Annotated in this window: 23 protein-coding genes; 9 read left to right on the top strand and 14 right to left on the bottom strand. The window is 71.4% G+C overall.

What is annotated here, in order from left to right; genetic code table 11:
* Positions 1-93: 93 nt before the first annotated feature.
* Complete coding sequence (locus ACIBAG_RS11865) at positions 94-1026, top strand: ATP-binding cassette domain-containing protein (RefSeq protein WP_399103790.1); 933 nt, start codon at positions 94-96, stop codon at positions 1024-1026.
* Between the two features lie 41 nt (positions 1027-1067).
* A complete protein-coding gene (locus tag ACIBAG_RS11860; RefSeq protein ID WP_399103788.1) occupies positions 1068-1874 on the top strand; it encodes an ABC transporter permease in 807 nt (268 codons plus the stop codon).
* Between the two features lie 76 nt (positions 1875-1950).
* On the opposite strand, the gene ACIBAG_RS11855 is transcribed toward ACIBAG_RS11860, so the two are convergent.
* Complete coding sequence (locus ACIBAG_RS11855) at positions 1951-3627, bottom strand: glycoside hydrolase family 13 protein (RefSeq protein WP_399103786.1); 1677 nt, start codon at positions 3625-3627, stop codon at positions 1951-1953.
* A 278-nt stretch (positions 3628-3905) separates the two neighbouring features.
* Here ACIBAG_RS11855 and ACIBAG_RS11850 point away from each other — a divergent pair, with 278 nt between their 5' ends.
* Positions 3906-4838 (top strand): LAETG motif-containing sortase-dependent surface protein, encoded by a 933-nt coding sequence (locus tag ACIBAG_RS11850; RefSeq protein WP_399103784.1) that lies wholly within the window; start codon positions 3906-3908, stop codon positions 4836-4838.
* A 114-nt stretch (positions 4839-4952) separates the two neighbouring features.
* Here ACIBAG_RS11850 and ACIBAG_RS11845 read toward each other — a convergent pair whose 3' ends face one another.
* The 6 genes from ACIBAG_RS11845 to thrS form a co-directional block, all read right to left on the bottom strand.
* Positions 4953-5819, bottom strand: a complete 867-nt coding sequence (locus ACIBAG_RS11845) for a hypothetical protein (RefSeq protein ID WP_399103782.1) — start codon at positions 5817-5819, stop codon at positions 4953-4955.
* Entirely contained in the window at positions 5816-6730 is a 915-nt protein-coding gene (locus ACIBAG_RS11840) for an ABC transporter ATP-binding protein (protein WP_399103780.1), read from the bottom strand. The genes ACIBAG_RS11845 and ACIBAG_RS11840 overlap by 4 nt, the downstream gene beginning before the upstream one ends.
* A gap of 53 nt (positions 6731-6783) precedes the next feature.
* The gene (locus ACIBAG_RS11835; RefSeq protein ID WP_399103778.1) at positions 6784-7056 is read right to left on the bottom strand and encodes a hypothetical protein; all 273 of its coding nucleotides are present in this window, start codon (positions 7054-7056) and stop codon (positions 6784-6786) included.
* A 75-nt stretch (positions 7057-7131) separates the two neighbouring features.
* Positions 7132-7602 carry a hypothetical protein gene (locus ACIBAG_RS11830; protein ID WP_399103776.1) on the bottom strand — a complete coding sequence of 157 codons (471 nt, stop codon included), beginning with the start codon at positions 7600-7602 and terminating at the stop codon, positions 7132-7134.
* A 311-nt stretch (positions 7603-7913) separates the two neighbouring features.
* A complete protein-coding gene (locus ACIBAG_RS11825; RefSeq protein ID WP_399103774.1) occupies positions 7914-8891 on the bottom strand; it encodes a nucleoside hydrolase in 978 nt (325 codons plus the stop codon).
* A 49-nt stretch (positions 8892-8940) separates the two neighbouring features.
* Positions 8941-10197: a threonine--tRNA ligase gene (gene thrS / locus ACIBAG_RS11820; RefSeq protein WP_399103772.1), complete on the bottom strand. Its 1257-nt coding sequence runs from the start codon at positions 10195-10197 to the stop codon at positions 8941-8943.
* A 286-nt stretch (positions 10198-10483) separates the two neighbouring features.
* On the opposite strand from thrS, the gene ACIBAG_RS11815 reads away from it, so the two are divergent.
* The 3 genes from ACIBAG_RS11815 (at position 10484) to ACIBAG_RS11805 (ending at position 12554) form a co-directional block, all read left to right on the top strand.
* Entirely contained in the window at positions 10484-11332 is an 849-nt protein-coding gene (locus ACIBAG_RS11815; RefSeq protein WP_399104497.1) for a Scr1 family TA system antitoxin-like transcriptional regulator, read from the top strand.
* Positions 11292-11489, top strand: a complete 198-nt coding sequence (locus ACIBAG_RS11810) for a DUF397 domain-containing protein (protein WP_399103770.1) — start codon at positions 11292-11294, stop codon at positions 11487-11489. The genes ACIBAG_RS11815 and ACIBAG_RS11810 overlap by 41 nt, the downstream gene beginning before the upstream one ends.
* A 285-nt stretch (positions 11490-11774) precedes the next feature.
* The gene (locus tag ACIBAG_RS11805; RefSeq protein ID WP_399103768.1) at positions 11775-12554 is read left to right on the top strand and encodes a hypothetical protein; all 780 of its coding nucleotides are present in this window, start codon (positions 11775-11777) and stop codon (positions 12552-12554) included.
* Between the two features lie 14 nt (positions 12555-12568).
* Here ACIBAG_RS11805 and ACIBAG_RS11800 read toward each other — a convergent pair whose 3' ends face one another.
* From ACIBAG_RS11800 to ACIBAG_RS11785, 4 genes are all read right to left on the bottom strand, one after another.
* Complete coding sequence (locus ACIBAG_RS11800; protein WP_399103766.1) at positions 12569-12733, bottom strand: hypothetical protein; 165 nt, start codon at positions 12731-12733, stop codon at positions 12569-12571.
* A 35-nt stretch (positions 12734-12768) separates the two neighbouring features.
* On the bottom strand, positions 12769-13512 hold the full coding sequence (locus ACIBAG_RS11795) for a GAF and ANTAR domain-containing protein (protein WP_399103764.1): 744 nt from the start codon (positions 13510-13512) through the stop codon (positions 12769-12771).
* Between the two features lie 63 nt (positions 13513-13575).
* Positions 13576-14133, bottom strand: coding sequence for a permease (locus ACIBAG_RS11790; protein WP_399104495.1), 558 nt, complete (start codon positions 14131-14133; stop codon positions 13576-13578).
* Between the two features lie 152 nt (positions 14134-14285).
* Complete coding sequence (locus tag ACIBAG_RS11785) at positions 14286-15635, bottom strand: tetratricopeptide repeat protein (protein WP_399103763.1); 1350 nt, start codon at positions 15633-15635, stop codon at positions 14286-14288.
* A gap of 98 nt (positions 15636-15733) precedes the next feature.
* Between ACIBAG_RS11785 and ACIBAG_RS11780 the strand changes: the two genes are divergently transcribed.
* Positions 15734-15946 carry a hypothetical protein gene (locus ACIBAG_RS11780; protein WP_399103761.1) on the top strand — a complete coding sequence of 71 codons (213 nt, stop codon included), beginning with the start codon at positions 15734-15736 and terminating at the stop codon, positions 15944-15946.
* Here the strand turns inward: ACIBAG_RS11780 and ACIBAG_RS11775 are convergent.
* The 3 genes from ACIBAG_RS11775 to ACIBAG_RS11765 all read right to left on the bottom strand — a co-directional run bounded on the left by ACIBAG_RS11775 (position 15859) and on the right by ACIBAG_RS11765 (position 21273).
* The gene (locus ACIBAG_RS11775; protein WP_399103759.1) at positions 15859-16515 is read right to left on the bottom strand and encodes a Uma2 family endonuclease; all 657 of its coding nucleotides are present in this window, start codon (positions 16513-16515) and stop codon (positions 15859-15861) included. The two genes, ACIBAG_RS11780 and ACIBAG_RS11775, sit on opposite strands and share 88 nt — an antisense overlap.
* A gap of 117 nt (positions 16516-16632) precedes the next feature.
* Positions 16633-17289 (bottom strand): hypothetical protein, encoded by a 657-nt coding sequence (locus ACIBAG_RS11770; RefSeq protein ID WP_399103757.1) that lies wholly within the window; start codon positions 17287-17289, stop codon positions 16633-16635.
* Between the two features lie 210 nt (positions 17290-17499).
* Positions 17500-21273: a hypothetical protein gene (locus ACIBAG_RS11765; protein ID WP_399103755.1), complete on the bottom strand. Its 3774-nt coding sequence runs from the start codon at positions 21271-21273 to the stop codon at positions 17500-17502.
* 242 nt (positions 21274-21515) lie between these two features.
* Here ACIBAG_RS11765 and ACIBAG_RS11760 point away from each other — a divergent pair, with 242 nt between their 5' ends.
* Positions 21516-21839: a hypothetical protein gene (locus ACIBAG_RS11760; protein ID WP_399103753.1), complete on the top strand. Its 324-nt coding sequence runs from the start codon at positions 21516-21518 to the stop codon at positions 21837-21839.
* A 138-nt stretch (positions 21840-21977) separates the two neighbouring features.
* On the top strand, positions 21978-22757 hold the full coding sequence (locus ACIBAG_RS11755; RefSeq protein WP_399103751.1) for an NPP1 family protein: 780 nt from the start codon (positions 21978-21980) through the stop codon (positions 22755-22757).
* Positions 22758-22760 lie beyond the last annotated feature (3 nt).

Here is a 22760-nt window from a genome sequence, read left to right as displayed (position 1 = left end):
GGACTTGCACACCGTGCAAGTCTGGTTTTACGGTGTTCAAGTCATCGAGTTGCACACCGTTCAAGTAGCCGCTTGAGAACACCGGGGAGAGTCATGACCGCCATCCACGCAGAGGGCCTGCGCAAGTCGTACGGGGAGAAGCTGGTGCTCGACGGCATCGGTCTGCGCATCCCCGAGGCGTCGGTCTTCGCCCTGCTCGGCCCGAACGGCGCGGGCAAGACCACCACCGTCCAGATCCTGTCCACGCTGATCCGCGCCGACAGCGGCGAGGCGCGGGTGGGCGGGTACGACGTCACCGGGCAGGCCGACGACGTACGCCGGTCGATCGGCGTCACCGGCCAGTTCGCCGCGGTCGACGGACTGCTGACCGCCGAGGAGAACCTGCTGCTGATGGCGGACCTGCACCACCTCAGCCGCGGCGAGGGGCGCCGCCGGGCCGCCGAGCTGCTGGAGCGCTTCGACCTGACGGCGGAGGCGAAGAAGACCGCCGCCACCTTCTCCGGCGGTATGCGCCGCAAGCTCGACCTCGCGATGACGCTGGTCGGCGACCCGCGGATCATCTTCCTCGACGAACCGACCACCGGCCTGGACCCGCGCAGCCGCCGCATGCTGTGGGCGCTGATCCGGGGCCTGGTCGAGGACCGGGGCATCACGATCTTCCTCACCACGCAGTACCTGGAGGAGGCCGACCAGCTCGCCGACCGCATCGCCGTCCTGAACGGCGGCCGGCTGGTCGCCGAGGGCACCGCCGAGGAGCTCAAGCGCCGCATCCCCGGCAGCCACATCCGCGTCCGCTTCACCGACGAGCGCCAACTGGACGCCGCCGCCGCGGTGTTCCAGGTCGCCCAGCGCGACCCGGAGAACCTGGCCCTCCAGATCCCGGGCGACGGCGCGCCCGCCACGGTCCGCGCGGTGCTCGACCTGCTGGACGCGGCCGAGGTCCGGGCCGAGTCGCTCACCGTGCACACGCCCGACCTGGACGACGTGTTCCTGGCCCTGACCGAGACCCAGCCGTCCGCCGTCTGACCGCCCCCGAGCCGCCTTCCCGTCCCCGAAAGGACTTCCCCATGGCCACCGCCAACGCCCCCGCGCCCACCCGCTCCCACGCCTTCCGCGACTCGATGACGATGCTGCGCCGCAGCCTCAAGCACATGCAGCGCTATCCGTCCATGACGGTCCAGATCGTCATGTTGCCCGTCCTGATGCTGCTGCTGTTCGTGTACGTCTTCGGCGGCGCGATCGGAGAGGGAATCGGCGTCGGCGACCGCGACGCCTACATCAACTACCTCGTCCCCGGCATCATCGTGATGGCGGTGACCTCCGGCACGATCACGGTCGCGGTGACCGTGTGCACCGACATGACCGAGGGCATCATCAACCGGTTCCGCACGATGGCGATCTCACGCGGTTCGGTGCTCACCGGGCACGTGCTGGGCAACATGGTGCAGATCCTGTGCATCCTGGCCCTGGTGACCGGGGTGGCGTACGCGATCGGTTTCCGCCCCGACGCCACGGCCGTCGAGTGGACCGCGGCCCTCGGCCTGCTGCTGTTCCTGGCCTTCGGCCTGAGCTGGCTGTCCGCCGCGATGGGCCTGCGCTCCAAGACCGTCGAGTCCGCCAGCAACGCCCCGATGCCGCTGATCTACCTGCCCTTCCTCAGCAGCGCCTTCGTCACCCCCGACTCGATGCCGACGGGACTGCGCTGGTTCGCCGAGTACCAGCCCTTCTCGCCGATCAACGAGACCCTGCGCGGCCTCCTGCTCGGCACCGGGATCGGCGACGACGCCTGGATCGCCCTCGCCTGGTGCGCCGGCCTCTGCCTGGTCGGCTACCTGTGGGCCCGCTCGACCTTCCGCAAGGGCGCCGAGCGCTGAGCCGCCGTACGACGCCGTAGGCCCGCCCCTCCCCAGGGGGCGGGCCCTCGGCGTGCCGGATGGCCGTGCACCTGCCCTACGCCAGCCAGACCGTCGTGTCCGGCCCCAGCCGGCCCCCCTCCAGCGGCGCACTCGCGATCAGCACCTCGGCCTGCGGCAACTCCACCGCCGTACCGGAGAGATTGGCCAGGCACCGCCAGCCGTCGTGCCGGGTGAAGTCCAGCACCCCGGCCGGGGCGCCGGCCGCCCACTCCAGTTCCTCTCCCTGCAGCAGCTTGCGGCGCAGGCGCAGGGCCCTGCGGTAGAGCTCCAAGGTCGAGCCCTCCACCCCGTCCTGGGCCTCGACGGCGTACTGCGCGAAACGCTCCGGCTGCGGCAGCCAGGACCCGCCCGCGCCGAAGCCGTACGACGGCCCCGTCGTCGTCCACGGCAGCGGCACCCGGCAGCCGTCGCGACCCTTGCGGACACGTCCCGTCTGTTCCCAGATGGGGTCCTGGAGGACCTCGAAGGGCAGGTCGGCGACCTCGGGCAGGCCGAGTTCCTCGCCTTGGTAGACATACGACGAACCGGGCAGGGCCAGCATGAGGAGGGTCGCGGCGCGGGCGCGGCGCAGGCCCGCGGACTCGTCGACCGCCGGGGCGTGGCCGCCGGACAGCAGCCAGGCGTTGTCGTCGGTGCCGGGCGGGAGCATCAGGCGGGAGGTGTGGCGCACGACGTCGTGGTTGGACAGCACCCAGGTGGCGGAGGCGCCCGCCGCGCGGGCCGTGGCGAGGGAGTCGGTGATGATCTGCCTCAGCTCCTCGGCGTCCCACCTCCCTTGCAGATATTCGAAGTTGAAGGCCTGGCCCAGTTCGTCCGGGCGGGCGTACAGGGCGCGGCGGGCGCTCGGGTTCACCCAGGCCTCGGCGACCGCCATGCGGGGCGGGCGGTAGGCGTCGAAGATCTTGCGCCAGTCGCGGTAGATCTCGTGGACCTCGTCACGGTCGTAGAAGGGGTGGGTGCCGGGCGCGAAGTCGACGAGTGCCTCCTCGTGGCTGAGCTCGGGGGCGCCCAGGTCGCGCAGCGGCTCGCTCAGGTCCTTGGCGAGGGCGTGGGCCACGTCGACGCGGAAGCCGTCGACGCCTCGGTCGGACCAGAACCGCAGGGTGGTGCGGAAGTCGGCGCGGACCTCCTCGTTCTCCCAGTTCAGGTCGGGCTGCTGGGGGGTGAACAGGTGCAGGTACCACTGGCCGTCGGGGACCCGGCGCCAGGCGCTGCCGCCGAAGACGGACTGCCAGTCGGTGGGCGGGAGTTCGCCGTGCGGGCCGCGGCCGTCGCGGAAGACGTAGCGGTCGCGGGCCGGTGAGCCGGGGGCGGCCCGCAGCGCCTCCTGGAACCAGACGTGCTGGTGGGAGGTGTGGTTGGGGACCAGGTCGACGATCACCTTCAGGCCGAGGCGGTGGGCCTCGGCGGTCATGACGTCGAAGTCGTCGAGGGTGCCGAGGCGGGGGTCGACGTCGCGGTAGTCGGCGACGTCGTAGCCGCCGTCGGCGAGTTCGGAGGGGTAGAAGGGGCTGAGCCACAGGGCGTCCACGCCGAGGCCGGCCAGGTGGTTCAGCCGCTGTGTGACGCCTTTCAGATCACCCAGCCCGTCGCCGTCGCCGTCGGCGAAGCTGCGGGGGTAGACCTGGTAGATGACTGCCTGGCGCCACCAGTCGGGATTGCTGGAGGAGAGGTCGGGGGCCGAATCGGGCGTGGTGGTACGGACGGACACGCGGTCTCCTCGTGGATGTGTACGGGCGACAGTGAGAACTCTGTCCACTTGGCCGGAAAAGCGAACACCGCGAAGAGCGGATCGGATCATTCCCCACGTGACGGAATCGTGATTCCGATTTGAACTACCCTTGCGTTCCCGCAGGTTGACAGCGTTCTGCGGCCACCCCGACGATGTGCTCACGCTGTGGCGCATGCGACCAGTGAGCCCAGCGTTTCTTCGACCATCGGGGGTGTCTTCCTCCCCCCACCCATGCACACGCCAAGAATGGGATACGCATGTCCATACCGAGACGTGTCCTCGCGCGACGCCTGCTGGGGACGGGCGCCGCGTCGCTCGCGCTCTGCGCGGCCACCGTCGCCTCCGCCTCCGGCGCCTGGGCCACTGGCACGCCCGGCGGTGACGGCTGGAAGTCCGGCGGCACCTACCGGCCCGGCACCGGCGCCGGCACGGAAACCGCCACCGACCGCTGCCAGTTCTCGCTCGACGGCACGAACTTCTACGACTCGGTGAAGGTCGACGACCAGAACCTGAAGGTCACCGACGACGGCAAGGTCCACATCTCCGTCCGCGCCGCGGCCGACGCCACCACCTGCACCGCCTCGCTCGCCTCCTACCTCGCCCACGGGCCGACGTTCGCCACCTCCGGCGAGCAGGTCTTCGTGGACTTCGACACGGTGACGGTCAAGCCCGGCCAGACCGACACGCTCGACATCGCCGTCCCGGACGCGGGCTGCTTCGCGCAGATCGACCTGTACCGGGGCGCGGTGAAGTTCGACGGCAAGCTCGACGCCAATGACGGTCTCGTCCATGGTGACCTGCCCAAGGGCCCCGACCGCCCGGTCATCAAGGACAAGCTGATCGCGGCCTGGAACGGCGGCACGAAGGACTGCACGACCGAGCCGCCGGCCACCGAGGAGCCGCCGACCACGCCGCCGGCCGAGCCCTCGGAGCCGGTGTCCGAGGAGCCGTCGACCCCGGCGGAGGAGACGACGCCCCCGGCCTCCGAGACGCCGTCCACCGAGACACCGACCCCGGAGCCCTCCGAGTCGACGTCCGCCCCGGCACCGTCCCCGAACGGCGGCGGCGACCTCGCCCGGACCGGCGGCAGCAGCGCGACCGGCCCGATCGCCATCGGCGCGGTGGTGCTGGTGGCGGGCGGCGCGGCGTTCGTGGTGGCGTCGAAGCGGCGGCGCGCGGCGGGTTCCTGATCCACCGCACGTCCTGATCGACGGCACGTCCTGATCGACGGCATGTGAAAGGGGCCCGGGGTGAATCCCCGGGCCCCTTTCCGTCTCCCCCGCCGCGCCCAGCCGGGCGGCACCTCAACCGGTCGGGGCCTCCCGGCGCACGTACGCCCAGTAGCCCACCGCCGTCAGCGCCGCCGTGTAGAGCAGGTAGACCACCAGGGCCACCGGGGTCGACACATCCGACCCGACCATCGCCTCCGCGAGCGTTCGCTCGTCGCCCGCGAACGCCGATACGTCGGTGAGCATCGCGCGGCCGACCGAGAACGGCAGCCAGTCGCCCACCCCGTCCAGCCCGGGGACGTACCCCAGCAGCAGCCCGGCGAGCCGCTCGCCCAGAACGGGCCACAGGCACAGCACCACCACCGGCACGGTCCTGCTCCGCATCAGCGCCACGAGCGCCATGCACACCAGCGCCCAGCAGCCCATCCAGAGCACGAACCGCAGCATCGGCGCCACGACCGCACCCCATTCAGGCTGCGGCGCGCCCGACGCGGCGAGGACGACCGCTGCCGAAACCCCGCCGACCAGCGCACTCGTCGCCGCGACCCCGGCCCCCACCAGGAACCCGACCACGCTCTTCGCCGCGTACGCGGTCCGCCGGCCGTTGACGGCGAGCCATGTGGTGCGGGCCGCGCCCCGCACCAGGTCGGTGGAGACCGGGCCCGTGCCGAGGATCAGCACGAGGAAGCACAGCATGGGGACCTGGGTCGTCATCGGAGCCCAGGCCAGCAGGTCGCCCATCGCCCCCGCGCCCATGGGCCGGGTCCTGTCCAGGTCGAACAGCATCCCCGGGCCGGTGAGCAGGCTCAGCACGGCCACCACGGAGAGCAGCACCCAGGTGGAACGCAGCGCGGTGAGATGCCGCCACTCGTACCGGCACGCGTTGCGCAACGCCTCACCTGCCGGAACGGTCCTCGGGGTGTGTGTCACGTCAGCGGTCACGAGATCCTGAACTCCTCTTCCGCGATGGACAGATAGAAGTCCTCGAGCGACGGCATGTCCTCGGACAGCCAGTGCAGCGGCACGCCGCCGTCGGCCGCGAGGGTGGCGACCCGGATCCGGTCAAGGCCGGTGACGTGCGCGCTCGGCCCGCCCGCCGGGCTCAGCCGCCCGCCGTGCTCCTCCACCAGACGGGTGAGCTTCGGCAGGTCCGGCGACTGCACGGTCACCACGCTCCGGCTGCCCGCCCGGGACAGCAGCTCCGCGATCGGCGAGGCGGCCACGACACGGCCGCGCGACAGCACGACCACACGGTCCGCGAGCTGCTCCATCTCGCCGAGCAGATGGCTGGAGACCATGACGGCCCTGCCCTGCGCGGCCTGGTCCCGCAGAAAGTCACGCAGCCAGCGGATCGCGTGCGGGTCGAGGCCGTTCGCGGGCTCGTCGAGGATGAGCACCGGCGGATCGCCGAGCAGCGCCTGCGCGATGCCCACGCGCTGGGCCATGCCCAGCGAGAGCTGGGACAGTCGCAGCTGGGCGGCCTGTGTGAGGCCCACCAGTTCCAGCATGTCCTCGACGCGCCGGTCCGACGCTCCGCACCCGGCGGCCACCATCCGCAGATGGGCCCGCACCCGGTGCTTGGGGTGGCCGGCGATTCCGCCGAGGACGGCGCCCACGACCGTGCCCGGGGAACCCCAGGCGTGCAGCGGGCGGCCGAGGAAGTGGGTGGTGCCCTCGCCGTGGGCGAGGCCCAGCATCAGACGGATGGTGGTGGTCTTGCCCGCGCCGTTGGCGCCGACGAACCCGGTGACCTCGCCGGAGCGCAGTGTCAGCGACACGTCGTCGAGGACCGTTCTGCTGCCGAACGAGCGTCTCAGGTCGCGTGCTTCGGCCAGTACGTCGCCTTTCGGCACTGCGTGTTCCTCCGTGCGTGGACCTTGCCTACGAACCTGTCCCTGACGACACGTCAGGACCAGGGGAAGCCTTTGTTGATGGCGAAGAGCACGGTGAACAGCACCATTGCTCCCATCGGAACGATCACGAACGAGTCGGGCCGTTCGCGCCGGGCCGCGCCCCAGAGGAGGGCGACCAGCGGCCCGATGAGCCCGGCGGCCATCAGAACCCAGCCCGCGTCCTTGTTCCCGACCACGAAGAACGCGATGAACGCCGCCGTGATGAAGCAGAAGGGCGAGGCCCACAGGTTCTTGAGGGCCGAGGACATTTCGGTGGTGGAGGCCATGGGTTATTCCTCGCTATTGGACGGGTGTCCGGGCCCCGGCCTTTCCCGGCAGAGGCCCGGACACCGCTGCAACTTCTAGAACAGGCTGTTGATGTAGCTCCACAGCGCGTACTGCACTTCACCGCCGGCGGCGACCCAGGCGATCCGGACCGGGTGGTACCAGGGCAGGCCGTTCATGTACCCGCGGAACTTGCCCCAGCCCGACTTGGCGGCCTTGACCGCGTCGTCGTAGAGCTTGCCGCCGTGCCGCTTCAGCAGGTTGTACAGCGCCTTGACAGCGCTGCTGGCGGCGCCACGGGTCTGGGCCTTGGTCGCCTTGCCGTCGGCCACGGCACGCACCGACTGCACATCCTGCGTGCTCAGTTCGGCCTTGACGGTCGGGTTGGCGAGAAACGTACGGGCCTGAGCCGCGGACAGGCTCACCTCGGCGGTCGACGCCGTACGGACGTGGTTGGCCTCCGCGGCCTGCGCCAGAGCGGCACCGGAGCCGAGCGCCACCGCGGCCATTGCGGAAACCGCCGCCATACGCAATGTATTGCGGGTCATGTAGAATCTCCCTTGCGTTCAATCGCAAGGGGAGGAAGCCCGTGCGGGCGACCTGAACAGGCGTGGAAACCGAAAAGGGTCCCCCCGGACTTCTTCCCCCGATTACTTCTCTGCGGACACACCGAAAAAAGCCCCCCAGGCGGCCGATGAAGGCCAAACCCACGGGTGCCGGATTACGGGGTCCTTGCGTCTCAACGCCGCTGGTCAGGGCGGGTGTTCGACGCGGGGAGAACGTAACACAGCCTTAGGCCAGTTGGCCAGAAATCGCGTTTGCGCGCCTGGGGTGCGGAAAATCCGTTCGCCAATTCAATTTAATTGGCAACTTTTTCCACCGTCGTCAGGTACAGCTTCACGAAACGCTCCACGTCCACGTCCAAAGCCACGTCCACCAATCGCAGGTCGCGCGTGCCGGTGTGCAACTCGGACTCGCCGAAGCGGGGGCGGCGGTCGACGATCGTCTGACCGCGCGTGGGGCCGGGAGCCAGGGAGACCTCGACGGGCAGGAGGCGGGTGGTGATGCCCGCCGGGTCGACGACCGCGCAGACCGCCCCCGCGTCGCCGATGCCGCCGGCCTCGGAGTCGGTGGCGACATCGGGCGCGGCCGGGCGGTGGGCCAGCAGGTCGCCGGCGAGACGGGCGCCGGGTTCCGCGCTCGCCCGCAGCCGCCGTACCTCCGCCCCGGGGACGACGACCTGCTGGAAGACGTCCAGGCCGTACATCGTGATGTGCACCTCGGCCGAGAGCAGGATCGCGGCCGCCTCCGGATCGTGCCACACGTTGAACTCCGCGACCGGCGTGGCGTTCCCGCAGGCCACCGCGCCGCCCATGAAGACGATCCGCTCGATGTTGCGGGTCACCTCGGGATGCGTGCGCAGCAGCAGGGCGATGTTGGTGAGGGGCGCGGTGGGGATCAGGGTCACCGGGCGCGGGGACGCGAGGATCTCGCGGCGCAGCAGCGTCACCGCGTCCACGTCGGCCGGGGCGCGGGTCGGGGCGGGCAGACCGATGTCGCCCATCCCGTCCTCACCGTGCACATGCCGCGCCGAGCGCGCGGGCTCGATCAATGGACGGGCGGCGCCCCGGGCGACGGGGATGTCCGGGGCGCCTGCCTGCTCCAGCACGGTCAGGGTGTTGCGTACGACGCCGTCCACGTCCGTGTTGCCGGCCACGCAGGTCACCGCGCGCAGGTCCAGCCCCGGGTGGCGTACGGCGAACAGCAGCGCCAGGGCGTCGTCGACACCGGTGTCGCAGTCGATGATCACCGGGATGGGCTGACCGTCGGTCGTCACGGCGGGCTCCTCACGAGCGGCGGGGTGGAGGGCTGCTACGACTGCGACCTTACGACGGCCCGCCCTCACCGGCGTCCCACAGCCCGGGGCCGCGCGCCGCGACGCGGGCGGCGATCCGCGCGACCAGTTCCGCACCGGGCACGGCCCCCGGCCGGCGCCCGTCCCGCAGCCGTACGGCCACGAGGTCGCCGTCCGCCTCGGCCTCCCGCTCCCCGATCACCGCGTGATACGGCACGAGGCGGGCCGCGCGGACCCGGGCGCCGAGGGTGCCGTGCTCGGGGCCGGCGAGTTCGGCGCGCAGGCCCTGGTCGAGGGCCCGGCGGAGCAGCTTGTGCGCCGGTTCGATCTGGGCGTCCGACACCGGCAGGACCAGCAGTTGCACGGGGGCGAGCCAGGCCGGGAAGGCGCCGCCGTGCTGTTCGACGAGGTGGGCGACGGCTCGCTCCACGCTGCCGATGATGCTGCGGTGGACCATGACCGGGCGGTGTTTCGCGCCGTCGGGGCCGATGTAGTGCAGGTCGAAGCGTTCGGGCTGGTGGAAGTCGATCTGGACGGTGGACAGGGTGGCCTCGCGGCCCGCCGGATCGGCGATCTGGACGTCGATCTTGGGACCGTAGAACGCCGCCTCGCCCTCGACCGCCTCGTACGCGATGCCGGAGGAGTCGAGGACCTCACGGAGCAGCGCGGTGGCCCGCCGCCACAGTGCGGGATCCGCGACGTACTTGCCGCTCTCGCCGGGGAGGGACAGGCGGTGGCGGGCGGCGTGGATGCCGAGGTCGGCGTAGGCGCGGGCGATGAGGTCGAGGGCGGCGCGAGCCTCATCCACCGCCTGGTCGAGGGTGCAGAAGATGTGGGCGTCGTTGAGGTGGATCGCCCGGACGCGGGTGAGGCCGCCGAGGACGCCGGACAGTTCGGAGCGGTACATGCCGCCCAACTCGGCCATGCGGAAGGGTAGTTCGCGGTAACTGTGCGATCGGGCGCGGTAGATGAGGGCGTGGTGCGGGCACAGGCTGGGGCGCAGCACGACCTGTTCGGCACCGAGTTCCATGGGCGGGAACATGTCGTCGCTGTAGTGGGCCCAGTGCCCGGAGATCTCGTACAGCTCGCGTTTGCCGAGCACGGGTGAGTACACGTGGCGGTACCCGGCCTCGCGTTCGACCTCGCGGATGTACTCCTCCAGCACGTGCCGGACGACGGCGCCGTCGGGCAGCCAGTACGGCAGGCCCGCGCCCATCAGGGGGTCGGTGTCGAAGAGGCCGAGTTCACGGCCGAGGCGGCGGTGGTCGTGGGCGGGGGGTTCCTGCACGGTGGGCTCCTTGGGTAGAGCCGGAAGCGAGCGCCCACACGCCGAAGCCCCGGGGCACTCGCCCCGGGGCTTCGGATTCGCTCAGCTTTCAGCGCGCCGGGACTGGGTCCGGCGTCGTCGTGAGAGACGGGTTGGCGCGCTGCATGGGGAGACGGTAGCGGTGGGCCGGCGGGCGGCGCGATCGATTTTCACGAATCGCATCACCGACGCGAAGTCACACGGTTACGCTCAGCTACATCACGGACGCAACGACGCGCACCGGCAACTCGCCTGGGGGTGGCCCGCCTTGGTTCACATCCGCCAACTCGATCCCACCGCTTCCCCGTTGGACTACTTCGGCTTCGAGCTGAGGAGGAAGAGGGAGGAAGCGGGGCTGACACTGAAGCAGTTGGGGGCGATTCTCTTCTGCTCCGGCTCGCTGATCGGCCAGATCGAGACAACGCTGAAGGTACCGACGCGGGACTTCGCGGAGCGCCTGGACGCGGCGCTGATGACGGACGGGATGTTCTCGCGGCTGGTGGGGCTGGTGCTGCGCAGCCAGTTGCCGACGTGGTTCCAGCCGTACGCCGACATGGAGTCGAAGGCGACGTACATCTCCACGTACCAGTGCCAGGTGGTGTACGGCCTGCTGCAGACCAAGGACTACGCCCGCGCCCTGCTGGCCACGGGCCAACCGGACAACCTCGACGAGTTGGTCGCAGCCCGCATGGAACGACAGCGCATCCTCCAGCGGGAGCAGCCGCCGCTGACGCTGGTGGTACTCGACGAGGCCGTGCTTCACCGACCGATCGGTGGGCGGAAGGTCATGCGGCAACAACTCCTCCACCTGCTGAGCCTCAAAAACGAGCGCTGGATCCGTCTCCAGGTGCTGCCCTTCGGCGTGGGTGAACACGTGAGTCTGGCCGGGTCATTCAACGTGCTCCGCTTCGACAGCGACCCGGACATCGTCTACACGGAGGACCTGATCTCGGGCCACATGACGGCCAATCCGGAAACTATCCGCGAAGCCACCCTTCGTTACGCTGGCTTGCAGGGAGCCGCCCTCTCCGTGGAGGATTCGGCGGAACTGATCAAGCGTGTACTGGAGGAGCGTTATGGACAGCACCCCGGCACAGGTCAACGTCCTGTGGCGTAAGTCCAGTTACAGCGGAAACACGGGCGGCGACTGCGTCGAGGTCGCCGCCCTCACCCCCTGCGTCGCCGTCCGCGACTCCAAGAACCCCGGGCTCGGCACCCTCACGCTCTCGCCGGAGGCCTACGCCAGCTTCATCGGATACGTCCGTATGCCGTGACCGGCACCAGCTTCTCTTCGCCGCGTCGTTCGGAACCGTCGACGAGGTGCTGGAAGAGCGCGGGCCCCGGTCGGTCCTCGATGTGCCGTACCCGGACACGCGGTCCGAGCTGGGATCAGTGACCCGGCGAACGAGGCAGCGGTGCGCACTTCACGCCGCCTCCCAGCGGCGCCGATGCCATCACCCGGACGGACCGGCGCACTGGTGGTCGTACTCCTGTGATGGTGCCTTAAGAACAGCACCCGATCTTGAGCGCACCCTCGACCTCGGCACAGGAGGCTTGCGATGCCCCGTCCCCCGGCCCGCACCGTCATCGCCTCGACCCTGTCGGCGGCCACGCTGCTGTCCGCGTCCGCGTGCTCGCTCGGCGGGCTGGACAAGGCGATCACGGGCTTCCCGGAAGCGGTGACCCCCGCGGCCACCACCAGCGCGCCGACCACCCCGGCCGCCGCCCCCACCCTCACCGAGGCTCAGGCCCGTGCCGCCCTCATCGGTGAGGAGGACCTGGGCGAGCCGTGGGTGCCGACCGAGGGCTTCGCCACCTGGCGGGAATCCATGCTCAAGGCGAGCGCCGAGCCGGCCGACTGCGGGCGGCTGCTCGACGCCCTGTACGCGGAGGAGCTCTTCGGCCCCGACGCCCGTACGCGCGCGTCGGTCGGTCTGGACGACACGTGGGGCGGGGCCCAGCTGCGCTACCAGGTCGTGGCCCACCGCCCGGACGACCTGGACCGGACGCTGGCGTGGCTCGGGAGCCTGCCCGACAAGTGCGGGGAGTTCATGGCGACGGCGGCCGACGGACAGCTGGCGGTCGAGGTGAGCGAGGCCGAGATGCCGGAGGTCGGGGACGCGCGCGTGGGGCTGCGGATCGTCCTCACCGCCGTGTCCGACTCCGACGACGCGCCCACGCTCACATTGCACCTCGCGGCGGTACGGGTGGGCGACGACGCGATCACCCTCACCAACGGCGGCCTGGGCGAGGTACCGTCCGACGCCACCTGGGCGGCCGTGGAACTGGGCGCCCGTCGCCTGACGGAGGTCAGGAAGCGGGGGAGGGCGGACATCTGACCGAGCCGGAGGGGCTACGCCATGCGATCGATCGCATCCGAGGCGTCCTGGAAGTTCGCCCCGGTGATCTGCCGGTAGAGCTTGATCGCCCGGATCTTCTTCCCCGCGCGTACGAGCGCCACGACCTCCGCCAGCCGGGGGTCGTCGTCGCGCAAGAAGCTGTTGTCCACCTTTTCCATGGGCAAGGATCCTAGGCGGGACCGCTGTGCAGGGCCTAGTCCCGGTCGAACCGGAGCCGATGGGCCACCACGTCCCCGGCCACGTCCAGTGCCGTGCGCCCGTGTGCGAAGGCGTGGCCGCGCAGGCGGGCCAGGGCCTCGTCGGTGCCGATGCCCAGCTGGGCCATGATCATGCCGGCGGCCTGGTAGATGTGGTCGTGATCGGTGGTGAGGCCGCTCAGCCAGCGTTCGTCCTCCGGGCCGCCCGACTCCTCCGCGCGGGGCAGCGCCATCAGCGCCAGCGTCACCATCCCGGCCACCACTCGCGCCGTCCGCAGTTCGCGGTCGGTGAGGTCACCCGGGCTGTCGCAGTAGAGGTCGAGCGTTCCCACGCACACCGTGTCGTTGCCGAGCGGCATCGAGTACACCGCCCGCACCCCGGCCTCCGTGGCCTGCTGGGCGAAGACCGGCCAGCGCAGCACGTCCCGCCCGGCCGTCAGATCCCGGGCCAGCACCGGCGCACCGCTCTCGGCGGCGGACTGGCAGGGGCCGTCACCCAGCGTTGCCTGGATCTCCGTCACATACGCGGCCTGCGCACTGCTCGCCCCGATCTGGACCGGCATCCCGTCGCTGTGCAGCGACACGCTCGCGCCGGTCACGGGCAGCAGCTGTACGGCGACGTCACACAGCCGCGCCGGGATCTCATCGGGCCCCACGCCGCGAACACCCTCGGCGATCGCGTCCGCGGCACCCGCGCGCTCCCAGCCTCGTTCCTCACGGTGCTCGTCTTTGGGCCGCACGGCAGCCTCCTCGAATCCAGGGCGGCCTGCTTGTCCAGGCTCCTCGGTGCCCACCTCCACCGCTCACCCCGGACGACGCCCGACTACCCGTGGCCCGCGCCACAAAACCCCGCAGACCACCGCGCTTCCGCAGCGCGAGGGCGGGGAGGGTGAGGAGCCAGGCGATGCGGGGGCTGTGGTTCTGGCTCTGGTTGTGGCTGAGGTTGTGTTTGTGGTTGTGGCCGTGATCGTCCTCGTAGCCCCGCCGGTCGTCGCCCGGCCGCTCTCGCCGTCGCGGACGAGAAGCGCAGGGCGAAGGAACGTCCGAAGGTGCCCGTGTGCAGGAAGTCGTGCTGGAGCCCGGCGGTGAAGGCGCGCAGGCCGGAGGTGAGGGGGCCGGTGTGCCGGTTCGGAATTCAGCGAGGCGACGAGCCGGGCGAGGACCATCTCGGGCTGCCCGGGGAAGGCGAGGGCGGCCGCGGGGGCGACCCCGCGTCGCGTCAGGCTCCCGGCGACCGGTGCGGACGCGCACTCGCAGCCTGGCAGGACGACACCGGCCGCGCCGGCGACGGGCACGGCGAGGGCCTGGTTGCGCGGCAGGAGCCGGCTGAAGGCCCTCTCCGGTGCGAAGGCCCCGATCACCGCGGAGACGACCGTGCGTACGCCGAGCCGCAGTCCGTCGAGCACGGTCCGCTGGTTCTCCACCGTGCCTGTCCCCAACCGTTCGGAGGCGCTCCCGTTCGAAAGCGCTCCGCGAAGCCAACCGGTCGGGCCTGTGGACAGGCTTGGCTTCCTTACAGAGGTGGCTGTGCGGGGGCCGGGCCCAGGGTCGTGGTGCCGGGGGCCGTGCGGTGGCCGAGGCCCGTGCGGTACGCGTCCAGGGCGGCCTCCACCCTGCCCGTGCGGCGGAGCAGGTCACCCAGCAGACGGCACAGGTCGGCCAGGTCGCCCGCCGCGCCCGCGCGTTCGAGAAGGCTCAGGGCGCGGACGTAGTGTTCCTCGGCGGTCTCGGTGTCGTGGGCGTCCTCGGCGATGATGCCGAGGAGGCGGTGGGCGGCGGCGGAGTGGAGGGCGCCGCGTTCCGGGCTGAGGTCGCTGAGGACCTCGTGGAGGAGGGCTGCGGCCTCGTCGGAGCTGCCGCGCCGGTGCAGTACGTCGGCGAGTTCGACGGCGACCTGGCTGGTGTAGAGGGCGGCGCGCTTGGCGGTGAGCATGGTGCGGGCCTCGCGCAGTTCGGCCTCGGCGCGCTCCAGGTCGCCGTTCTGGGCGTGGACGTAGCCGCGCATCCAGTGGCAGTGGGCGAGTTCGGTGCGGATCTGCAGCTGCCGGTACAGCTCGGCGGCCTTGGCGAGCGAGGCGTCGGCCTCGGCGACGCGGCCCTCGGCGAGGAGGGTGCGGGCGACGGAGCGGTGCATACGGGCGACCAGGGCCGGGTCCGCCGCCTGCGGCGCGAGGGCGAGGGCGTACTCGGCGGCCTGGGCGGCGCGGGCGTGGGCGCCCATGTCCATGTACGGCCCGATGACGCTGGAGTAGAGCAGGAGGAGGGCGTCGGGGTCGTGCAGTCCGCCTCGGTTGAGCTCATCGAGCGTCGACTCCAACAAGTAGACGGCGTAACGGAGTTCACCCGCGAGGTAGTGGGAGACGGCTCGGCCGCGCAGGGCCGGGACCCGGGCGGGCAGGGGGGCGCCGAGCTCGGCGAGCACCCGCTCGGCCCGCTCGAAGTGGCGCCGGGCAGAGGTGAGTTCGCCGCCGTCGATGCCGCACTCGCCGAGCCCGAGCAGCGCGACCGCCTGTTCCTCGACGAACCCGTGCGCCTCGGCCTCCGCGAGCAGCGCGGCGTACTGCTCGGCCGCCGTGTCGGCGTCGCCGGTGGCGAGGGCGCGCTGGGCCTCGGTCAGTCTCAGCCGCAGGTCGATGACGAGGTGCGCGGGGCGCCCGGTGGCGAGCTCCTCGAAGGCGACGCCGAGCCGCTCGGCGATGTGCCGGAGCGCGTCGTCGGAGGCGCGTACGCGGCCGGCCTCCAGGGTGGAGATGTAGGCGGGGGTGTACGCGGGCTCCGCCAACTGCCGCTGCGTCAGCCCTCGGTCGGCCCGCAGCTGCTGGACTCTGCGTCCGATGATCGCCGGGTCGTCACGTTCCGACATCGCTCAACTCCCCCTGCGCCTCTTGCCGTTGGAGTCGGACGACCCTAGGTTAAACGGCGTATTAAACGCGCTTAACCTACAGCTGTTGCGAGGTCACCGTGCAGGAACGCACCAGCTCCACCGAGCGATACACCCGAGGCTTCGCCGCCGCCGTGGTCGCCGTGGCGACGTTGATCCTGGCGGCGAACGCGGGGCCGGCGCGGGCCGCGGAAGCGGGGTGCGCTCAGAACTCCGCGGTGTCCAGCTCGAACCCGAGCGGGTCGGGCACCGGCACGGTGAGGCCCAGCTTGTACTTGGCGCTCTTGGCGTAATCGTCGCCGGACGGGTCGGAGTAGACGGTGATCTCCGCCTTCTCCCGGTCGATCAGCAAGTAGACGGGGATGTCGGCGCGGGCGTAGCCGTGGATCTTCCTGTGGCGGTCACGGTCGGCGGTGCTCTTGGAGGTGATCTCGGCGACGAGGAGGACAGCAGACGGGTCGTGCCACTCCTCCTGGTCATCGAAAGTGCCCTTCGGAGCGATCACCAAGTCCGGCTCGACGCGACCGGTGTCGGAAGGGCCGGGGAGGTTGAGGCCGATGCCCGTGTAGTTACGCAAGGACCGATCGTGGCGCCGCTCGGCGACCTGATCAGTGAGCTCCGACACGAACTCCTCGTGCTCCCCGTTGGCCGGTGGCGTCACGCAGATCTCTCCTTCGATCAACTCCACGCGCCAACCCCGCGGGGCCGCCGCACTGAAGAGCTCGAAGACCTGCTCCACGCTCGCACCCTCGTAGTCGGGCACGCCGCTGTCCGCGTCACTGTCGCCGTCAGGGTCGTCGTAAGGCCCATGAATGGCCTCACCCTGATACCCCGGCATGATGATCGGCTCCGCCACCGCCATGACAGACCTCCTTCGCTCGACGCGACCCTCCCAGGGTAGACGCGGAGCCTGCACAGCGAATGCGGAGCCGACCGCCCGAACGAGTGTGCTGTTACGTTTCCGCGCCCGACAGCCGCGTCAGCACTTCCACGTCGCCCAGTACCACTTCCCCTTCATCGTGCCGTCCGGCCAGGTCACCGGCGTCTTGATCTGGACGCCCGTCGAGCCCTGGCCCGGGTAGTACCAGAAGTAGTGGCCGTTCTTGCGCTTGCCGTAGTGGACCTCGAGCCAGCCCTGGGAGTGGCGCTCGTACGGTGCGAACCAGTAGCCGCCGGCCTCGCCGGGCGGGATGGTGCCCTTCAGGGTGGTCATGGCGCTGGTGGTCGTGCCGACCTTCCAGGTCTCCGACTGTGACGAGCTGGCGGACATGCCGCCTTCGAGGACGTCCGAGAAGCCCGCCTTGACCTCCACGCCCGTCGTCTGCTCGAAGGAGTACTCGGTGGTGCGGTCCGCCTTGAACGTGAGGTCGAAGCCCTGGTCCCTGCTGCCCGCGCAGTTGTACACGGGGTTGCCGACCTGACGCCGCTTGCCCAGCTGGGTCCAGGCGTTGACCTCGTGGTACTGGCACGAGTCGGCGTTGTCGTTGTTGCAGTCCCAGATCACGTCGGGCTTGTCGTCGCCCCAGCCGGGGCTGGTGTTGGCGTTGGCGGTCCCGGTGGAGAAGGGGATCAGCGCGAGGGCGAGGGCCGGCGTCAGCATCGCCGTCCGGCGACGGCCGTTCTTCAGGATCTTCATGTGGGGGGGTCTCCTGTCGGATGCCTCGACCCGCTCGTCGGGCCGGGCCGCTGCCCCGGCCGAGGGGGGGAGTTCGGAACCGGGGCAGCGACAGGTAGATCGTCGACGGGCCGGGAGTTGATCGGCCAGCCGTTCCATCAGGTCAATCAACAACCTCTGACCAGGCCCACGCGGCGGAGCCGCATATCGAGCACAGCAATGCCGGACGCATCAGTCGCCGCACACCTTGCGGTACGGCACGTCCCGCACGTACGTCCGCCACTGCGCCCGCGTCAGCTCCCGCGCTCCCGCCCGCGCGCACACCGATTCGACCGCCCGGTCCGGGTCGATGACGTAGCGCTGGAGAGGCACGTGCGCGCTTCCCGCGTACACCGTGCCGCTGTCCGCGCCGAACGCGACCGTGTCGATCGTGTCGCCGGGTGTGGTCATGAGGCCGCCGAGCGGCTGCTGGGTGGCGATGTCCCACAGCTGGAGGCTGCCCGCCTCGCCGCCCACCGCGAGCGTGCGGCCGTCGGGGCTGATGGCGAGGGCATTGACGGCCTCGGAGGTGTCGTCACTGGTCGGGTCGGGGCTGCCGTCCGGCCCGCCGGTCTCTTCCTCCGTGAGCGCGGGAAAGACGTTCGGCAGGGTGCCCTCCCGCTGCCGGACCGCCGCGTCCCACAGCGCCACCCGGCCCGTCCGGTCCCCCGCCGCGAGCCGCGAACCGTTCGGGGCGAAGGCGAGGGCGCCGATCTCGTCGCCCCGGACCAGGTCGCGTCCGGTGACCTTGCCGCCCGGCAGGCTCACCGTCCGGTTGTCGCCGGCCAGGAGCCCGCCGTCGGGGCGGACGGCCAGGTGACTGCTGGACAGGCCGGTGAGGACGGTCGCGCGGCGGTGGCGGGCGATGTCCCAGGTCGCGTTGGTCAGCTCGCCGGTATCCGATGTGCGGGTGAGGTGGAGCGTGCGGGCGTCCGGGCCGAGGGCGATCGTGATCACCGCCCCGGCCGAGGCCTTCGCCGCCAGGTCCAGTGTCGTGCGGGCCCGGCCACGGGCGACGTCCCAGATCGTGAGGCGCTGCGGGGACGCCTCGTGCCAGGGCGCCGTGACACCGTACGCGAGCGCCTTGCCGTCGGGGGTGAAGGCCAGCTGGGGGAGGGTGTACTCCGGGAGTACCGGCCGGGAGGGGTCTCGCGACACGCTGGGCGGCGTGAGCGGCAGTGTCCTGAGCAGTCGTCCGTCGCGCGTGTCGCGCAGCTCGAAGCGGTAGGTGTCGCCGGTGCGTCGCGCGGTAACGAGCGTGCGGCCGTCCGGGCTGAGCAGCACCTTGTCCGCCGGCTGGTCCTGCCAGGCGGACGTCACGGCCGTCTCGACGTCCAGCGTGTGGACCGTGCCGGCCTCCAGATAGCGCAGTACCGGGCGGGTGGGGTCCCAGTCCAGACCGCCGAGGTGCTGGTTGTTGAGGGAGTGCCGGAACACCGGGGAGCCCCAGCCCAGCCGCCACAGCCTGATCTCCTCCCCGTCGGCGGTCGCCAGGAACTTCCCGTCCTTGCTGAAGGCGGCGTACCTCACTCCGGTGCCGCTGAGGTCGGGCAGCTGCTCCCCCGAGCGGACGTCCCAGACCCGCACGCCGCTCGGGATCACCGCGGCGAGCCACCGTCCACCACCGCCGAGCACCAGCTGCAGGCGCTCCTGGCCGCAGACGTCGCCCGCGCGTTCCCAGCGCCCGTGCAGCGTGCGCCGGTCCGTGAGGTCCCGCACCTGCGGCGCGCCACCTTCCCCGAGGGGGCAGACCGCGATCAGCCGGCCGTCCTCGCTCGGCGCCGTGGTGTCCGCCGCCTCGAACAACAGCTTTCCGTCCGCGGCCGAGTGCACCCCCGCCCGGAACTGGTCCACACCGCGCACGGCGTACGTGCTCTCGCCGAGGTCCACGACGGACGACACCGGCAGCCGGTCACCGGCCCATCGTCCGGCGGTCGTGTCCCACAGCCGCACCCCGTCGTCCCGGCCACGCCCGTGGATCGCCAGCAGCCGCCCGTCCGGGCTCGCCCCGACCGCGATGCCGGCCTCCGGCAGCCGGCCCTCGGCGATCCGCCGGTGCCGTGCCACGTCCCAGGTCCGCCAGGTGCGCCCCTCGACGCTGAGCAGGGTGCGACCGGAGTCCGTCAGACGGCGGAAGGGGCCGTCGCCCGGTGCCCGGTCGCTGAAGGTGTCGAGTTCCTGCTGGCCGAGCGCGGCCAGCAATGCCTGCCGGGTCTCCGGCAGCTGGGACACACGCCAGGCGGCGACGCCCAGCAACTGTGCGGTGTGGGGGTCGGTCGTACTCAGGCCCTCCGCGACGGCGGCGATACGGCGGGCCGCGTCGTCGATGCGGCGGCGCTCGTTGTCCCGGCCCTGCGTCCACGCGGCGAGACCGGCGACCAGCGCCACCACGAGGACCGCCGCCAGTACGCCCATCCCCGCCCGCGCCCGGCGCGTGGAGCGGGCGGCGGCCCGGCGCTCCGCCTCGCGGGCGGCCAGCGCGGCGGTGAGGAACTCACGCTCCGGCACGGTCAGGGAGCGGGCGACCTCGTGCTCGGGGATCAGCTCCGTCACACGGGCCAGGCGGGTGCCCCGGTACAGGGTGCCGGGGTCGCGGTCGTGCTCCAGCCAGACGCGGGCGGCCTCGGTCAGCCGGCGGTGGTGGCGCAGCCGCTCCCGGTCCTCCTCGATCCAGCCGCGCAGCCGCGGCCAGCTGGTGATCAGCGCCTCGTGGGCGAGCTGGACCGCGTCCTCGTCCACGGTCAGCAGCCGGGCGCGGGCCAGCCGCTCCACCACCACGGGCACGTGGGAGCACGCCCACTCCTCGCGCTCCGCGCGGGTCAACGGGCGCCGGGTGTCGGGGGTGCCCTGACCGGGCTCGACCATCCGCAGCAGCAGTTGCCGCGCGGCGTCCGCCTGCTCCTCGGTGAGCTGCCCGTACGCCTCCTCCGCGCTCGCGGCGATCGCGCCGCGCACCCCGCCCGCCGCTTCGTACGCGGCCAGGGTGAGCAGCCGGCTCTTGCGGCGCCGCCACGTCTCCAGGAGCGCGTGCGAGAGCATCGGCAGCCCGCCGGGCTCGTCGAGGACCTCCTCCACGATCCGCGCGGTCAGCTCCCGCTCCACCAGAAGCCCGACCTCCTGCGCCGGCTTGACGACCGCCTCGCGCAGCTCCTCCGCGTTCATCGGGCCGACCAGCAGTCCGGCGCCGGACAGCGTGTCCGCCAGGCCGCGGTGCTCGCCACAGCGGGGGTAGAAGTCGGCTCGTACGGCGATGAGCACGCGCAGCCGGCTGTCCGGGTCCCGGGCGGTGAGCAGCAGATCGATGAACCGGGCCCGCTCGGCCCGGTCCCGGCACAGGGTGAAGACCTCCTCGAACTGGTCCACCACCACCCAGCTCTCCGGCTCGTCCGCGGCCGGGGTCAGCAGATGGCCGTACATGCCGGCGGGCCGGTCGCCGGGCGTGAGCACCCGCAGCACCGCCGGGCGCCCCCGGTCCGCGATCTCCTCCTGGAGCCGGGGTATCAGTCCGGCCCGCAGCAGCGAGGACTTCCCGCTGCCGGAAGCGCCGAACACCGCGGCGAACCGGTGCTCACACACCAGCCGCAGCAGGTCCTCCGTCAGGCGGTCCCGGCCGAAGAACAGCCCCTGGTCGGCCGGCTCGAACCGGGCGAGGCCCCGGTACGGCGGCGCCGCGTCCTCGTCGTCCTCGCGGACTTCCCCCGCCACTTCCGCCTCGGCGTCCTTCCACCGCGGCTCCCACTCGTCCGGGTCGCCGCCACAGGCCCGTACATAGCCCTGGACCACGGCGAGGGACGGCAGCCGTTCCCCGGCCGCCGCCTGTGACAGCGTTGTCGCGGAGAAGTCCGCCGTCTCGGCCATCTTCCGGTACGAGGGGCTTCCCGCGGTCCTGCGCAGCTCCCGCAGCTCGTGCGCGAGCCGCGGCACGGGACCGGCCGTCGGGTCCAGCGGTCTTTCCGGGCGCCCCATACGCACACCTCCGTATGACCGGCGAAAGGGACATCGAGCGCGACGAACGTACAAGCCGCCCGGTGACGCCCAGGTTGCCGACGGGTGACGTACCGGCGATGCGGCATGTGACGTCCATCAACCCCCTTCCGCCCGCGAGATTGATTGACCTGACAGAAGGGACGTGGCGATCAACGTTCCGGTTGCCGGCGTCGAGATCAGCGGGGCCGACACCCGGCCCGCACCCGACCACGCAGCCGAGAGTGGGGGAGCGTGCACCCCTCGGCGGCACCGCCGTACGCCACTGTCCCGACCCGCGTGCCACGGTGCTGATCCTGCGGCTGCCGGAGGGGCGGGGGCCGCGGGTCGAGGCCACCGACGCGAGCCCGTGCCCGCAGTTGTCCACAGCTGTGGACGAGCTCGCCGAGAGCGGGCGCGGAGTGGGGATCGTCGATGCCGTGACGGGCCGGTGGGGATGGGTTGCGTTGACCGGCCGGCCCGGGAGGACCGTCTGGTTCGAGTGCGACTCCAAGGTCGTAGGACAACGCGAGGTGAACGGCAAACGGCGCGAAGGGGACGGGTGTTGACGCCGCGTGAAACATCCTCCCGGAACGCCGAGGACCATTGATCGCCTGATCAGAACGTGTCGCCGATCAATGCCCCGGTCTCCAGTCTCGGTGTCGTCCCGCCGGAATCCCGGCAGCACGAACCACTGGAGCACCCCCATGCCGCAGACAGCCAAGCCCCGCCGACGGTCCCGCCTCGCCAGGGCCGCCCTCGTCCTGGGCAGCGCCGCCGCCCTGACCGTCGGTCTGACGGGCAGCGCCAACGCCGCCGTCCTGGACCCGCTGCCGTGGAACGCGAGCACCTTCCAGAACAAGTACATGCCGCTCTTCGACTACGACGGGGACGGCTGCTTCCCCGCGGCGGCGGTGGACGCGGCCGGACACCTCAACGGCGGCCTCAACAACAGCGGCTCGATCACCGGCGGGTGCCGGGACGGCCACCTCGGCAGAGCCAACACGTACTCGCAGTCCCTGTGCAGAAACGGCTGGTGCGCCTACGTCTACGCGCTCTACTTCGAGAAGGACCAGACGCTCAACGGCGCCGACGCCTTCGGGCACCGCCACGACTGGGAGTGCGTCGTCGTCTTCCAGAAGCAGGGTGAGGAGCGCCCCCGTTACCTGGCCGCCTCCCGGCACGGCGGCTTCAGCACCCACCCGATCAACGAGGTGCCGATGGACGGCAACCACGTCAAGATCGTCTACCACAAGGACGGCGCGAGCACGCACGCCTTCCGCTTCGCCAAGTGGGGCGAGGACACGGAGGCCTGGGGCCCGGGCAACCAGTGGGACACCCCGGCCCTGGTCACCATGGAGCAGATGCCCCAGGCACCGCGCGACGCCCTGTGGAACTCCCAGTGGGGCAGGGCCAACTTCCCGCTGACCAACAACCTCGTCAGCAACATCAACAAGGCCCGGCCCGGCGAGGTCCCGGCGTTCTGACCC

This window comes from Streptomyces sp. NPDC051243, assembly GCF_044455405.1.
In the GTDB taxonomy this organism is placed as follows: Bacteria; Actinomycetota; Actinomycetes; order Streptomycetales; family Streptomycetaceae; genus Streptomyces.
Note: the sequence above shows the minus strand (reverse complement) of the source record. Positions and strands in the feature narration are given on the sequence as shown.

Bases quoted from the DNA above. Each gene is read 5' to 3' on its own strand.
- ACIBAG_RS11785 (WP_399103763.1), bottom strand. From the start codon at position 15,635: ATGTCGGAACGTGACGACCCGGCGATCATCGGACGCAGAGTCCAGCAG.
- ACIBAG_RS11775 (WP_399103759.1), bottom strand. From the start codon at position 16,515: ATGGCGGTGGCGGAGCCGATCATCATGCCGGGGTATCAGGGTGAGGCC.
- ACIBAG_RS11805 (WP_399103768.1), top strand. From the start codon at position 11,775: ATGCCCCGTCCCCCGGCCCGCACCGTCATCGCCTCGACCCTGTCGGCG.
- ACIBAG_RS11865 (WP_399103790.1), top strand. From the start codon at position 94: ATGACCGCCATCCACGCAGAGGGCCTGCGCAAGTCGTACGGGGAGAAG.
- ACIBAG_RS11800 (WP_399103766.1), bottom strand. From the start codon at position 12,733: ATGGAAAAGGTGGACAACAGCTTCTTGCGCGACGACGACCCCCGGCTG.
- ACIBAG_RS11860 (WP_399103788.1), top strand. From the start codon at position 1,068: ATGGCCACCGCCAACGCCCCCGCGCCCACCCGCTCCCACGCCTTCCGC.
- ACIBAG_RS11850 (WP_399103784.1), top strand. From the start codon at position 3,906: ATGTCCATACCGAGACGTGTCCTCGCGCGACGCCTGCTGGGGACGGGC.
- ACIBAG_RS11835 (WP_399103778.1), bottom strand. From the start codon at position 7,056: ATGGCCTCCACCACCGAAATGTCCTCGGCCCTCAAGAACCTGTGGGCC.
- ACIBAG_RS11810 (WP_399103770.1), top strand. From the start codon at position 11,292: ATGGACAGCACCCCGGCACAGGTCAACGTCCTGTGGCGTAAGTCCAGT.
- ACIBAG_RS11755 (WP_399103751.1), top strand. From the start codon at position 21,978: ATGCCGCAGACAGCCAAGCCCCGCCGACGGTCCCGCCTCGCCAGGGCC.
- ACIBAG_RS11765 (WP_399103755.1), bottom strand. From the start codon at position 21,273: ATGGGGCGCCCGGAAAGACCGCTGGACCCGACGGCCGGTCCCGTGCCG.
- ACIBAG_RS11830 (WP_399103776.1), bottom strand. From the start codon at position 7,602: ATGACCCGCAATACATTGCGTATGGCGGCGGTTTCCGCAATGGCCGCG.
- ACIBAG_RS11770 (WP_399103757.1), bottom strand. From the start codon at position 17,289: ATGAAGATCCTGAAGAACGGCCGTCGCCGGACGGCGATGCTGACGCCG.